Source organism: Corallibacter sp., from assembly GCF_048381695.1.
Classification (GTDB): domain Bacteria; phylum Bacteroidota; class Bacteroidia; order Flavobacteriales; family Flavobacteriaceae; genus Corallibacter; species Corallibacter vietnamensis.
This window is the reverse complement of the sequence record NZ_JBLXHI010000002.1, coordinates 212,612-227,743: the sequence shown is the minus strand read 5'-3', so window position 1 is coordinate 227,743 and position 15,132 is coordinate 212,612. Positions and strand designations below refer to the sequence as shown.

Genomic DNA, 15,132 nt, shown 5'->3' with positions numbered 1-15,132 from the left:
AGCGTTTACTTTTGAACTATTATTAATTATTAAATTTAAAATTATGTCATTAAGAAAAGATTATGAGTACACTCAAGCAGATTTAAACAATCATGCTAATCAATTGAACCCTAATCATAGTGAGTATCAGGGGAAATAAAAGATGGTAATTTTTAATGAAAATCCATTGTTATTTTGGCAATGGATTTATTAGTTTAATATGAATTTTGATATAGATAAGTTTAAACCCAGCTACCAACGTAAAAACGGATTAACAATTGGGTTTTTATTGTTTTGCTTTTTAGGAGTTTCTTTTAAAGAAGATACCTTTGATAGAACATTTGCATATCTCTTTCATATATTGGGTATTATAAATTACGGGGATTTAAAAACCAAATACCCTAATTTAAATGATACTGATTTATTGCGCGAAGTGTTCTTTGTTTCTCGAAACAATAAGGTTTATAAATTGAAATTATTAAGAGAGATTACTGGTATTAAATCTAAAGACCTTTTTAGAAAACATTTTGAGACGTATTTTGAGGAAATGAATTATACAAGAAGAAGAGTGTTTACTCTTGAAGAAACCTATAACATCCTTAATTTTTGGAATCCTGATTTTAAAGGAGAGTCTTTGCAACTATTATTAAAAACAGAATTAGCGAGTATTTATACTACTGGTGATTATGACTTGCTAGAAGAGACATTTATTGATAACAATATTATGTCTTTAGAAGCATATAAAAATGTAAAAAAAATACCGCCTAAACTCTATAATCAACTAGATGAAACATTAGAAAGAGGAAATGCAAATGTTTGTTTTTATTTTTTGTTTCTATTAAACTATACGTAGTTTTATGATATGGCAACAGACCTATTTATTATAAGTAACATCAAGGTGTCAAAAGAAGATGTACTTGCTGAAAAAGATGAGTATATTAATAAATTAAAAGCCCTAAACCTTGATTCGGTGCTTCCTCGTTCAGAACACATTGAGGATTGGGAATGCGAATTTCCAGAGATTTATGATGAACAAACGAATAGCGTTATCCCAAACAAAGAAACAAAAGAAATTATCCATTTTAGTAGTCCTTTTTCATATAGTATTACGGTTTATCCTAATTGCCTAGAAATATCTACTATTTATAAATACCGTTTTATATATACCCTGTCTGAATCAGAGTTTTTTAATAAATTCAGGCAAGATATTTATAATATTATTTCCATTTTTGGTGGTTCAGAAGTTATCTATTTAGCAGATAATGGTTGTGATATTTTAAGTGCTCATTTGGAATTAAAGGTATGGGAAGGGGTTTCCTATAATGTGGTAAAAAAAGACATAGAAAAGAGTGGAATACCTCTTACATCAGATTACGACAGTCTTAAATTAGATACATTGTCTTACAGAAACATTACAGAAATTGTCTATGATGATTTTGCTGATTTTAGTTAAAATATTTTTTAGCTTTGCATGTGCTATTGCATTATTAGACTTTCAATCCTTTGTGATGTATAGCAAATCACCAAAGTGTAGCACCTGTTGGACTATTTTCCTCAAGGCGATGGCTTTGGTGTTTTTATCTAATTATCATTTATGCAAATCAGAAAACTATATAACACAAGAGCAATAGAATTTTATGGAGCAGATGTTTCAACACTTTTAGAGCTTCCATTTGTGGCTAATGGGATAAGCGCAGGCTTTCCCTCTCCAGCAGATGATTTTTTGGATATAAACATTGACCTTAACAAACATCTTATCAAAAACCCAAGTACAACCTTTTATGGTCGTGTACGTGGTGATTCAATGATAGATGCAGGTATTCACGATGGTGATTTACTTATTATAGATAAAAGTTTAGAACCTACAAATAACAAAATAGCTGTTTGTTTTATAGATGGTGAATTTACAGTTAAGCGCATCAGCATAGAAAAAGACTGTGTTTGGTTAATAGCCGAAAATCAAAACTACAAACCTATAAAAGTAACTAAAGATAATGAGTTTATGATATGGGGAATTGTTACCAATGTGATAAAACAGTTATAATTTATCCTCATACATAGATTTTAGTTTTAGATTTTGCCCCCAAACAGATGTGATCTTCAAATTATACTTTTTAAAATTTTTCCATTTAGGAGATTTTATACTGTAATCTAATTGATAAGTTGCAATGTAATCTTTACCGTTATTTTCAATTTCAAAGGTATTCCATCTAATATTAGTTTTCCTGTAGGGATATTTTTCTTGATATGCTTTTTGCTGTTTAATTATTTGTTCTAGTGTTAAATTCTGTTTGCTATACCATTTATCAACTATAGGGTTTATAAATTGTTTAAGTTTTGATAAATCACCTGCATCAAGATTCTTATAATAATCCTGTATTATATTTTTAATATTAGACTCATTATCCTGTAAGCTAGAAGTATTGTCATCAAGGCTAAAGTCGTCATTTCCATAAATAGATTTAGTAATGGAAAAACCTATTATTAAAACTAAAATAACACTAGCAGAGATGAACCAGTTCCTTTTAGGTTTATAAAAAGAAGATGTTTTTTCATCTTGCTTGATAATTTTTTCTAAATCATTGTTAAACTTATATTCATCTAACTTTAAATATTTAACGTTAATTGCCTTTTTATCAATATCAAACTCAATAAGTTTGGAGCGATACATATTTAAGTAGTCAAATTCATTTATAGGAATTAATGAAATATGGTCTGGATTTCTAGCTGCACCTTCATAACCTAATATTATAAAAACAGGTGTTTTTTCAGTTTCTTGTATTTCTTTATAGCGGTCAAATTGAGGTTTAGTTAATACCTCTAATTTATTGTGATTGTTGAAGTTACTTCTAAACTTTGCTTCAACGTAAAACTGTTTTTTAGACGTCTTGCATTCAAATTTGAAATCAGGAAGCATTGTATTTCTTGAAAACCTTTCAGAATTTTGCTCAAAAGAATTAGTTCTATGGATTAAATCAAATTGATTTTTTGGGAATATTGTTGTGTGAACAAAATTTTCAAATTCTTCTCCTTTGATTATAGAGAATCTATTCATTTTAAAGAGTTTTAGTTCGGTAATTTGTTAGTAATGATATTCTTAAATTAAATACAATGTTTAATTTTCGGGTGGAAATATATCCCTATATTTTTTTGTTTTAAAATTCTTTAAAAGATTTTTAGGAATTCTTTGAACTTTTTCTCCTTTTTTTGATGTTTGCTTTATTTTCCACTGTTTTCTAACATATGAAATATATTCGTCGTTATCTAGGCTTATTAAATAATCATAAAACTCCTTTTTAAGTCCAAGGGTGTCTTCATTTGAACAAAAATATGAAGTGTTTGAACTTCCTGATGGTGATGGTAAGTCTTTTACAACTTTTTTCGAAATTTTAATATAATCTTCACCCATAATTATTTTAAAATTAAATAATGCATTGTTGCAATTTTCACCACTTGTGAAAATTAGTTTTTCAATGAAACGATTGTTTTTTAAAATATAATCTTTAAGCTTGTGATTTAAATCATTATAATCAACTTTTAAGTCTGAATCTCTAAATGAATTACCTTTTCTTTTACATTGTATCACTGTATCAGTAAAACCAACACTGTATTGTTGTTGCCATTCTTGTATAGATTTTATTGTGTCGAAAGAATTTTTAGTGTAAACTTCCTTAAGGATATTCCAAAACGAAGCCACATTACCATAAAAATATTTTATTTTGAATTTTCTTTTTCCAGAAGTTAATTTGGCTTCTATTGAAGGAGGGATCGTTCCGATAACAATATATTTGACTGGTTTTTTAAGTGCGTATTTTTGCAAAAATGGGTGTTGATCTTTTTCCATTTTATAAATTTTTTTTTACCCCTGTTTAGGATTTAATCATTGTTGAAGGGCTTGCTTTCACCTTTTTTATCTGTTCTTTTTTCCACTCTTCAATTGCAACTTGAGCAATTTGTGCTTGTGCTTTAGATATAGATTCTAATAATTCTTTATTAGCTAACAGTTCAGAATTTAGTTTTTGTTCATTTTTTTCAGTATTTACTTTTACAGCTGTATTAATTTCTTGATTAATATTCGATTGAAGTAGAAGTTGTTTGACTTTTGCTTCATGTTTAATTCTGTCTAGAATATCATCGTAGGTTCCTCTTTCGGTCATCATTTTAAAAAGTATAGGTGCTATTTCTATGAAGATAAACAAAATGGTAACTAACCATTTCGTATACCATACGATAGATCTAGAGGTGGTAACTCCAGTAAGTTGTTTTGTGCCATCAACTATTTCATATTGTTCAGTTTCCTCAAAACAAAGTCTATTCAAGGCCAGTAATCTTGCCATAAGTCCGTTGTTTTGCTCTTGAACTCTTTTATGGCTTTCAATATCCGAAATTATACCATCCTCGTAAATTCGTATTTTATTTTGTAATTCAGTTATTTTAGCTCGATCCTGTTCATTTAAACGGGAGTAATTAGACTCCATATTTTCAAGTTGAACTAATAAGCGTTGAGCTTTTTGGTTAAGTTCTTCCCAATAAGGCCCTTTGCCTCTTTTACCTGTTTTACCTTGACCATTCCATTCCATACGTTGATCTTCGTCTGCCTGTTCATACTCTTTTCTTTTGTTTTTTAAAGTTTCCTCTCTATTTGATACAGAACCTTTTAGAGCTTCTACTTGACTACGGTAGTTTACTAAAATGTCATTAGAAGTTGGAGAATTTTCATTTTCTAATTTTTGATTTGAAATGGCTATTTGTTTATCAATTTCAGCATTTATCTCGCTTTCAAACAATTTTAATTCTAGAGGAGTGGAAATGACAAACCCAAGGATTACAGCCATGGCTAATCTTGGAGCGGCTTCAAGAAGTTCTTGTTTTGAGATTGTCTTTTTTCCATCCCCGACGCCAAAGGTAGAAACGATATATCTGTCTAAATTAAATATTAATGCACCCCAAAACAGTCCAAAGAATATTGATAGAATTGAACTTTTAAATGCCGTAAAAAACGCATATCCCCCTGCAAAAGAAGCCATTAGTGCTGTGAAAACGATTGTTCCCCCAATGCCGAAATATTTGCTATTATCAGTTGGGGCTTGTTTGAGAATTTCTAAATCAGCACCAGAAGACCATAAAAAGAATTTATAAATTTTTTGAAAAGGATATTTTATAAGTTTTTTCATTTTGACAATCTATTATTTATTTTTTCTAATATATTTTGATATATGTGAGAAAATCCGATTTTTTCTTTACTATATTTTTTTATCAAAGCATTTTCGTGTTCAAACTCAGGGAACTCAAGAGACGACTTAAGTTCGGTAGAGTCTAACTCTAAATTGTTAAATTCGATTGAATTAGAGAATTTAATGTTGTTAATGTTTAATAAGTTACTTGGCACTGCAAGACTTTGGGGGTGAATGTTAGAATTGATCTCAATTTTTGGAGCCTCTGCAAAAATTTGTTTAACCACAGGAACAGGAAACGGATGAGCAGTTATTTCTTTTTCTACACTATTAAACAAACCTTTTGCTATGAGTTTGAATGTAGTTTCCCTACTTATGGGAACATGAGCTAATCCATTACTCATAGTTTCTTTAACATTAGGAGAAATCTCTACTCTTTGGGCTTCTTCAGTTTTCCATTTTAAGTCAACATTATCAATACCATGTTCTAGATTTACTTCCCAAGTGAAAAAATTAATTTTAGGAGAAACAACATCAATTAATAGTTCTTTCGTTACCTTTTGGTCAAAAAAGCCTAAAGCTGTTAAACAGTATTTTGTTGTTGTAGTTGGCTCTACATCAACATTTCCATTTTTTTCAAAAGTTTGGTTGACGTTAGTTATTTGGATAGACTTAATATTTGAAACTCTCCAAGTAAGATTAATTGGTGATAAGCTATCCCTTACAAGTTTAGAAGCCTCAAAACTCAAAATTTCAGGTTCAACTTTATTTGCCTGAATTCTTATGGTTTCTTCAACTTCACCAAAATCATTTTTTACTTTAAGCGTTACTTCTTTAGAATCATCTAATGAAATTGAAATTGGCTCTGTAGTTTTCAGGGGTACGAGTTTACTATCTAAATAAACTATATTGTACTTTTGAGTAACAAATGAAAAATTCGCAATTTCATCTTTACGGGAAATAGTTGTTTTATCCGAAGTAAAACTTTTAATTAAAGGTTTATTTCCTAAACCTTCATTTAATTCTTTAATGAGGTTTTTCCATTCATTTGATGATAACCTTTGGTTTTCATTTTTATACCCTTTATTAAATACCCGCTTAAAAGCATCTATCAAATCTTTTGCTCCAGCGCTTTCTAATTGCTCTATAAAAGATATTACTGTTTGGTGTTGTTGTTGGTTTGCTGTATTAAAAAGAGACGATGTGTAATCTATATTAGGCCACTCATTATCTTTTAAATACTTTTTTTTTGTTTCATCATCTGTATCTGAAAGGAAGAAGAAAGGCATAACTCCAAATATGACTTCAAATACTGCGTTAGCTAAAACCCAATATTCTTCATATAGCCTGTCCAGTGTGGTTAGACTTGAAGAGTCCTTTTTTTGACCAATTATATTTCTAAATGTGCTACCAATCCAATGACCAACTTTTCCAACTGTTGATGGTTTTCCTTGTGAATCAAAATGATAACCACTGTCATAATCAATTATTGAAAGTTGGACTCTATTCGCATTAAACCAAAGAGAATTTTCACTTATATCAGCATGAATAAATTCAATACTATGTAAAAAGTTTATTGTTTTTGTGAGTTGATAAGCAAGATAAAGTTTATCAGGAATGCTAAGGTTTTTGTATTCGGACAAGTTTGCTGTGTCACTTCCATAGTCTTCATAACCAAGCTGGTTAAGATTGTACATTAAGAAGGCTACACAATGTTTTTCTGAAATACTATCAAATCCTTTAAATACGAGAAAAGGCAAACCTAATAATTCTGGTAAGTCATGGTATGTTGGTACTTTAGTTTGCTGTTGACGTTTCTTTAACTTATCGTGTAATAACTTAATAACATCGTATGCATGTTCTTTATTAGCGTCATCTGTAAATACTTTTAATACAAAGTCATTTTGGGTTTTCCCATCAATAGAATTAACTTTATGAACAGAACCAAAACCACCAGAACCTAAAGGTTTATCATCAAAATCAATTTTTGATAAGGACAGAATATCATTGATGCCATTTTGATCAATGACCGAAATATCTGTAATATTTGATATTGACTTAATCATTGGCAACTCGCTTGTAATATGATAAAACTTGTTCAGTTATAATGATACCCAGAGAAGCATCGTCTTCAAGGTAATTTTCACTTTTCAATTTTTCTAAAATATCCTTATTGAATTTCACCAAAATATCATCAAAATTATTAGTGTTGTATCCAGTTTTTAAAAACTCATTTAATTTTGATAAAATTAATTGAATTGCTGCATTTTCATTTCTCCAATACCTGTCTTCTCTATCTTTTAAAATTACTTTGTCTTCTAGAGAAGATATACCATCACTAAAAAGTAAAATGATATCACCATTAAAGTAATTAAGATTGAGCTTGATTTTTGAGCTTAATAACTCTGGTCTATTGCTGTTATGTGAAATATGCTTTGTCAACACACCGTTAGGTGAAATGTGTGGAATCATAATTTCTCCATACCTGTATGGCTCATCAGAATTTGCATTGTTAGCAAAATCTCCGTGTAAATGTATAATACCTCCATTTCCTAGGTATTCTATGTCAACTTTATTCGATTCATGTTTGTTAATTGCACTAATAAAAGTTGTTCCGCCTTTAAATGATTCATCTTTAAGTTTTTCAACTTCCGAATCATAAACAAGTTTATCAATTGACTGAAAAGAATTTGCAATGAATCGTTCGACTATTACTTTGGCTGCTTTTCCTGAATCTGGAAATTCTCCGATCCCATCACAAATTATAAGGCCTTTCTGAATTTCATCTTGTGAAAAATCAGCATAATCTTGATTTAATTTTATATCTATATATTGAGCAGAAAAGAACATTAGTCAATTTTTGAAACGGTTGAAATACTTTTTATCATGTGTTTTCGGATTTCTTCAGGGTCTATATTTGAAGTGAAAAAATTATGGCCATTTTTCTCATTTGATGAAAACATTTTCAATTTTTTTTGAACTTCTTTTTTAAAATCTTCATCGTTTTCCCATCTTAAATCTTCCAATAACACTGATGAAACTGTTATTTTTTCATGCATTTTTAATTTATTAACTCTCTCCAAAGCTGAATCAAAATGTTTGATAGCCCCATCACTTAATATGATTATAAGTGCTTGACAATTTTTGTTCTTATTTAAATCTAAATAATTAACGCTAGAATTTATTACAATATCTAAGGTGTCATCTAGATATTCATACATAAAACCTTCTTTAAAATAATTAGTTGGATTAAAGTCGAAAATTTCATGGTCTATTTTGTCTAATTGTGTAATATCTAGAATTGTTTTATGTTTTTCAGCAAAAGCGTGAACAGCTATATCGAAAGAGTTTTTGTTTTTACTATTTTTCAGTCTATCTAAAATTTTCGTTATTGTATTATCTACCTCTTTTCCTTTAGAGATGCCAGTTTTTCCTTCCCAAGTCATAGAACCAGTACCATCTATAACAAAAACAACCAATTGATAGAATAATCTAGGGATGGATAATTCACTTAAACTTGCAGAGAGAGCGCCTGTGTTAATTGAAGATAAATCAAGTTTTTTCTTACCCGAGAAACTATCTACTTTTCTGCTAGATTTTTGTATTTCTTTACTCATGGTTTACGTATTTTTCAGTTAAGCTTTTGTATTCTTTATTTAAAACCTCTTTTTGATTTTGAAAAAAGATATTCCAATCGTTAATTTTTGATATGGTTTGGTATGTTTCTGATAATTTAATTTCAGCCAGTTCATTAAAGATATAGCTGTATTTAGATTTTAGTGTTTCAAGTTTAACTCGAAGATGTTCTAATTCATCAAATTTATCAATGTTTGTTAACGGATTGCCTAATTTTAACTCGCTCAATATATGACGAACTTTATTTATGTCATTTGTTTTAAAAGCTGTTGTTAACTCACCAAAAACCTTAGAAGCTTCTTCTTTATTCTTGTAAATGCATTTTGGTGAATCAGGATGACAAAGTTTTACAGCTTCTCGATGTATCTTTTTAATGTCAGAAGCTTCTTTGTCATTTAATTCAGGAATTTCATTTTTTATTTCTTCTTGATATTCTTTGTTTTTTCGCTCAAATTCTTCTTCTATTTTTTGATAGGTATCATCAACTATTCCATACTTTTTTAGTTTTTCATAAATCTTCTTTTTTACTGCTAGGATTTTTGATATTAGAGGATTTAATTCTATAATATATCTATGGTTAAACTGTTCAATTACAGCTTCTACTTCACTTTTTTCAATTTGCAATGTTTCAATTTGGTATGAAATCAGCTTTATTTGTGATAATATTTGAGACTTCTCAATAGACTTTAAATCGACTATTTGAGTATACGATTTTTCAAATTTTTCAATATCATTAAATGCAGTGTCATAGTTTCCACCAAGTAATAAGTTAATTATTGATGATAATTCCTTTATGTTTTTTAATTCATGTAGATAAGGTTGAATTTTTGAAGTTTCACCTAGGTCTACAAAAGCTTTAATTAACTTAAAGTATTTCAATGCTTTTGCAATATCTAAAGCTTCATCTAGTTTTTGAATTTTACCAGATAATTCTTTAAGTCTTTCAAACTCATCAATAAAATCGTTTGTGCGTTGTTGGTTTCCAGAAACTATAGTAACTTCTTCATTATTAACAGTAAAAGCTCTGTTTGACCAATTTGCAGAACCACTTATTACTATGTCGTAGTCGATTATGCAGAATTTCATATGCATTAATTGGTCGTCACTTCCTATTTCAGCAAAAAAACCATTTTTTTCCAGTAGGCGATATTCATTTCGACTTTGAGAATTGAATTCATGTTTAGTTATAATAACTTCTATTGAAACGCCTTTTTCTTGCAACTCAATAAGTTTATTAAACAGTATTGTATCTGTAAACCAAGCTACTGCAACAAATACTTTCGAAGAAGCACTATCTAAGAGCTCTAAAATAATTTTTCTAACATCTGTTTGTTTTGTAAAGTAGCTTTCTATTCTCATTTAATACTGTTTTTCTATGTTGAGTGGGGGAAGCTTTTTATGAGCGATAGCTTAATGGAAAACAAATAGCATTTAAAGCTATTGTTTTACTATTTCTAATATTTGCACATAATTATCCAAGTTTCCAATTTTGACTGTATCTCCAACAGATTTACCTTTTAAAGCTACCCCTAACGGAGACTTAATGTTAATCTTTTGAATTCCATTCGATTTTATTGGACTATTAGAAGCTTGTTCAACAAGTTGAACTTTCAAATCTTTATCATTATTTAAATATTTAACTTTCACTTTATTATTTAATTCTACGATATCTTTAAAAAGTTCTGTTTGAACTTTGTCATTTTTTGAAACTGCTTCTATTGTTTCTTTTAAATCTTTTCTTAATGAAGGTGAAACATTGGCTATTTCATTTTCAATTACACTAATATTGTCTGTAAAAGCAAGACTTATTTTTGATTTGTCTTCAAAAATTGATGGATTACTATTTTCAATATTGTTTATGAAATCAATTAGTTTTTGAGTTTCTTTTTTAGGATTTCTCCACCAATTTGTACTCCAAATTCTATGAAAAACGAAACCGTGTCTCTCCAATGTTTTTTGCCTATGTCTGTCGTGTAAATATGCTTCCTGACTTGAATGATAAGCTGCACCATCACATTCAATCGCAATTTTTGGAATACCAACTTTTTTAGTATCATAAACCAAATCAATTCTAAAGCCAGCAAATTGTAATTGAGGAATTATTTTTTCTTCATCAAAATGTTCAGTTAATGCTTCATATACTTCTTCTTCAAAAGGCGATTCTAAATCGCTATTGAAGTTGTCTATTGTTGTTTTGTTTGATGAGTTTTCCGCAAGTGCGTTTAAAACCGCAAGTCTTGATTCAGTGTCTTGTTCACTAACTGCTTTGGCATATGCTAAATATGCATAAAATGCACCTCTTCGATTATTTGAGCCTTCTGTGATTAAATGTTCTTTATAATTTAAGAAAACCTCTTGAGGAATTGAAGAGCAAACATAAACCTTATATTTTGCTCTAGTAACAATTACATTTAGAAGTTTGTAACCTTTTTGATGATTTATTGAACCAAAACGTTGATTGAATTTGCCTTCTTTATTTATGCCGTAAGTAGTTGAAAGAATTATAACGTCTCTTTCGTCTCCTTGAATGTTTTCTAGGTTCTTTACAAAGAAACCATTTTCTTCAAGTTCAAGTATTTTATCGTTAAATTCCTTAAAACGTTCAAATTTTCTACGTTCGTTAATTTTACTAAGAACTAGATTTCTTTGTGTTATGTTGAATGTTGCAACTCCGACAGTTGGATATTCTCCATTTGGTAATCTTGAAATATTTTTTTCAATAATTGATAAAATAGTCTCTGCTTCTGAATCGTTTGAAGTGTTAGAATAAGTGCCATTTACATTAATATATTTTATTGGAACGTAGTCAAATTTATTTGGAAGCGGTTTAAGTCTTTGATTATAAAAAGCATAATTCGAGTAATCAATCAAATAAGGATGACACGAACGATAGTGAAAATCTAAATGTCTTTTGTCAAATCCAAGCTCAGAAGCAAAATCTAATAACGACTCACAATCTAATAACGAATTACTAGCATCACTTTTAATTCTGTCTATCTCATCTTCAAATTCATCTTCGTCATCAATTGTACCGTCAAAAATTTTGCTGAAATAGTTTGAAGGTGGCATTTGGTGTTCATCACCTGCAATGACAATTTGTTTACCTTTTAGTAAGGCAGGAAGGTTATCTTCAAGCTTTAATTGACTTGCTTCATCAAACATTACAATATCAAAATATTTGTTTTTTCCTTTAAAAAGATTACTTGCAACATCTGGTGTTGTTAAGATTATAGGGAAAAACGTAGTAAATAATTCAATATCCAACTTCACGATTTCGCGTAAGGAAAGCCTTTTATGTTTTTTACTAGCTCTTTTGTTATAAAGGTTTTCTACTGCAATATTTGGATTATTAATATCAAAATTTCTTGTTGCATCAATTTGTTTTGAAAACCAATATTCTCTTATGTATTTAATTTGTTCTTTTTCGAGTTGTGATAATGATTGAGTTAATTCAATATGGTCTTTATCATCTGTAGGTAAATCTATATTAGCAGAATTAACAAGTAATGAATTTAGATAGTAAATTAAAAATGTTTTACGCCAATCTTTTCTTGAGCTTAATTGCTCAATAATCTCCTTTTCACCTTTTGATAAAGAATTATAAAATTGAAACCATTTAAATTCTATTGAAAATAAGTCATTATCATTGTTAAAATAGGTGTTTTTAGTTTTGAATAAATTTGATATTGATTCTCTAAAAACTTGTTCGCTATTGTATTTTATTCTTTTTTGAATCCAGTTATCCTTATTAACCTTTAGACTTAATTCTAAAGATTCTTCCTTTAGTGTTTTATAGGTTTTAGTTATGTATTTATCCTCAACAGACTTTAAAATATCTATGTTTTCAATTTCATTTTTGATAGCATCAATAAAACCTTTATGTGACTGTTCTAAGAACTCAAAATAATTATCAAAGTCGTTTCTAATAGAATTCAAAGTATTTGATAAAGTTAGAGAAGGTAAATCGTTACTAGATTCTATGAATTCAACAACTTTATTTCTTTTATTTTTTAGGTCAGATTGAACTTCAATTAAATTGTATATAATTGAAGCAATTAAACTGTTAAATTCATTTGTACGAGAAGAACTAATGTTTTTAAGTCTATCGACACACATTTGAGAATCAATGTTTTCAGTTGTAAATGTATCTAGTTGTAATTCGTTTAGTTCATTAGTTATTTTGTCATTGAACTTTTGATTTGTCTGAATAAGTGATTCTTTTAAGCCAAAAAATGTTTTTTTATTATCCTTAATATCTGAATTGAATTCGATTTTAGGTAAATCTTTACATTCAATTAGGATAGATTCAATTTCTAAAAGTCTTTTAGATACTGTATTTCTTTCGTTTTTCAGTTTCTTTAAGCCTTTTGAAAAAAGCGATTTTAGTTTAAAACTAAATGAGTTAATGGTTTCATTATCTAAAAACAAGTTGTTAGATGAATATTCTTTGAATATTAAGTCAGCTTCATCTACTTTATTTTTAATTTTATCTAGTTCATTTTGGTATTCTGTTGTTCTAACATCTTTGTAGTTTTGTTTAAACTGTGTTAGGATGGTTTGAATTAAATCTAACGAAGAATTATAATCATTAGCTAACTCACCACAATGTTCAATTTCGTCGGCTATTTCATTTTTTCTTATATCAAAATATTCTTTGTGATAGGTTTCGGTTTTTTTCTCAATTCTTGAATAAGCCTCTTCATATTGCTTAAAATCTTCATTAATTTGTTGTTCTATTAAAAAAGGATTATCACCAACTAATTTTGAAGGGTTAAGAAATGATAACTCTTTGAAAGGTAAATAATCAGTATTTAGATTTTGTCCTTTTCTAATTATTTCTAGTAAGTTAGTTAGTTCAGATGATTTATAAGAAAAGATGTCTTTCCTTAAGTTTAGATTATAATCTTCTGAATTATCTTTTAATTCAGCTAAAAGCGAACCTACAACATTTGTCCAATTTTTATTTCCGATGAGTTTCTCGTCTAATTTTTGATGTTTTTTATTTATTGAATCAATTAATGTTTTTGATTTTTCAATAATGTTGTCTAAAGTCTCTTTTGAATGCGTATATCTATATCTTCGATATGCAGAGTTATCTATGCGTTCACGTACTGAATAAACAGCATCATGTCGTCCTTTTTTCTGAACATCAAATAATAAAACATTAAGAAAATTTAGTCCTCTTTTATCTAGTGCTTTCTTCAAAACATCTAATGCGGTTTTCTTTTCACAAACAACTATAGTTTTCTTTTTGTTTTCTAGAGCATTTACAAGAATAGCGGTAAGTGATTGGCTTTTTCCTGTTCCTGGTGGACCTTGAATTAGTATATTTCTTGAAGAATTTAACGAGTGTAAAATACCTTGTTGTGAAGGGTCTGTTTCTACTGAGGATATTGGTTGGAAAGAATGTTCTTCCATATCATCAAGGTCAATTTCAGTTCCTTTTAATTCTAAAAGATTACCGTAATCATTGATGATATTTTGCTTTTGCACCTCAAATATTGAAAATAAACCACCAAAATCAATAAAGGAATTGTTAGATGTTAATGGCAATTTTTCGTAGTGTTTCTTGTCTGAAATTGGTTTTATTTCATCCAATTTCTTTTCAAATGTTTCTCTAAGGTCACTTGGTATAGAAGTGTTAATGGATTCTATAAGATTAACACAAATATCTAAAAGCTCGTTTTTATCTATTAAACCATCATCCATATATTCACTCGAAACTTGGTTGATTTCGATTTTAGAATCGCTTTGTAAATGGTTAATTAATACTTCGTTGATGTAAATTGGGTCTTCATCATTTCTTAGAATCTCCCAAGTGTTAAAATCCTTTGTTCTTTTGATACGTAGTGACCAAATCAGAATTGGTGCAACTGTCAATTTGTTGTCAGATTGGTCTCTACGAACAAGAACTGGGAAACCGAAGCCAAAAGTATTTATTCCTTTCTCCGATTCAATTGCATCTGTTTGGTTGATTAGATTTTCGAATGATTTTGTAATCTTTACTAATTGTGTTTGGTCTTCTTCAAACAAAGAATTTAGGTCAGGAACGTTGTCTTTCCAACTTACTTTAAATTTTAATGGAAGTTCAGAAAGCAAAGAATTGATGAAATTTTGAGGAAGGTTTTCGTCAATATGCGAAAGTCTAGTTATGTCAAATTTGTATCTTGAACGACCTGTAATTGCATTTAAGTGAACACCTCTTCGGCTACCAACTTTTAGTCGGTTTTGTAATTCGGTTAGTAGCTTTTCGGTTATCTTCATATTCTATGTTTGTTTTTCCGTTTAAAATACTCCCTTTGTTTTAATTTCAGTTACGGTTTTCCTTATTTAATTCAATTTA

At 28.9% G+C, this 15,132-nt stretch carries 11 protein-coding genes; 3 read left to right on the top strand and 8 right to left on the bottom strand.

Features of this window, described 5'->3' with window-relative positions; genetic code table 11:
* Positions 1–199 precede the first annotated feature (199 nt).
* The 3 genes from ACN5J3_RS04840 (at position 200) to ACN5J3_RS04830 (ending at position 2,023) form a co-directional block, all read left to right on the top strand.
* Complete coding sequence (locus tag ACN5J3_RS04840) at positions 200–832, top strand: hypothetical protein (RefSeq protein WP_418510964.1); 633 nt, start codon at positions 200–202, stop codon at positions 830–832.
* A gap of 9 nt (positions 833–841) precedes the next feature.
* On the top strand, positions 842–1,432 hold the full coding sequence (locus ACN5J3_RS04835) for a hypothetical protein (protein WP_418510963.1): 591 nt from the start codon (positions 842–844) through the stop codon (positions 1,430–1,432).
* Positions 1,433–1,573: 141 nt separating this feature from the next.
* A complete protein-coding gene (locus ACN5J3_RS04830) occupies positions 1,574–2,023 on the top strand; it encodes a LexA family protein (RefSeq protein WP_418510962.1) in 450 nt (149 codons plus the stop codon).
* Here the strand turns inward: ACN5J3_RS04830 and ACN5J3_RS04825 are convergent.
* The 8 genes from ACN5J3_RS04825 to ACN5J3_RS04790 form a co-directional block, all read right to left on the bottom strand.
* A complete protein-coding gene (locus tag ACN5J3_RS04825; RefSeq protein WP_418510961.1) occupies positions 2,018–3,034 on the bottom strand; it encodes a hypothetical protein in 1,017 nt (338 codons plus the stop codon). The two genes, ACN5J3_RS04830 and ACN5J3_RS04825, sit on opposite strands and share 6 nt — an antisense overlap.
* Positions 3,035–3,094: 60 nt before the next feature.
* Complete coding sequence (locus ACN5J3_RS04820) at positions 3,095–3,823, bottom strand: hypothetical protein (RefSeq protein ID WP_418510960.1); 729 nt, start codon at positions 3,821–3,823, stop codon at positions 3,095–3,097.
* 25 nt (positions 3,824–3,848) lie between these two features.
* Positions 3,849–5,153: a DUF4407 domain-containing protein gene (locus ACN5J3_RS04815; RefSeq protein WP_418510959.1), complete on the bottom strand. Its 1,305-nt coding sequence runs from the start codon at positions 5,151–5,153 to the stop codon at positions 3,849–3,851.
* On the bottom strand, positions 5,150–7,219 hold the full coding sequence (locus ACN5J3_RS04810) for a hypothetical protein (protein WP_418510958.1): 2,070 nt from the start codon (positions 7,217–7,219) through the stop codon (positions 5,150–5,152). The genes ACN5J3_RS04815 and ACN5J3_RS04810 overlap by 4 nt, the downstream gene beginning before the upstream one ends.
* Positions 7,212–8,003 carry a hypothetical protein gene (locus tag ACN5J3_RS04805; RefSeq protein ID WP_418510957.1) on the bottom strand — a complete coding sequence of 264 codons (792 nt, stop codon included), beginning with the start codon at positions 8,001–8,003 and terminating at the stop codon, positions 7,212–7,214. The genes ACN5J3_RS04810 and ACN5J3_RS04805 overlap by 8 nt, the downstream gene beginning before the upstream one ends.
* Positions 8,003–8,770, bottom strand: a complete 768-nt coding sequence (locus ACN5J3_RS04800) for a VWA domain-containing protein (RefSeq protein ID WP_418510956.1) — start codon at positions 8,768–8,770, stop codon at positions 8,003–8,005. The genes ACN5J3_RS04805 and ACN5J3_RS04800 overlap by 1 nt, the downstream gene beginning before the upstream one ends.
* The gene (locus tag ACN5J3_RS04795; protein WP_418510955.1) at positions 8,763–10,148 is read right to left on the bottom strand and encodes a phospholipase D-like domain-containing protein; all 1,386 of its coding nucleotides are present in this window, start codon (positions 10,146–10,148) and stop codon (positions 8,763–8,765) included. The genes ACN5J3_RS04800 and ACN5J3_RS04795 overlap by 8 nt, the downstream gene beginning before the upstream one ends.
* Before the next feature lie 78 nt (positions 10,149–10,226).
* Complete coding sequence (locus tag ACN5J3_RS04790; RefSeq protein ID WP_418510954.1) at positions 10,227–15,053, bottom strand: GreA/GreB family elongation factor; 4,827 nt, start codon at positions 15,051–15,053, stop codon at positions 10,227–10,229.
* Positions 15,054–15,132: the final 79 nt, after the last annotated feature.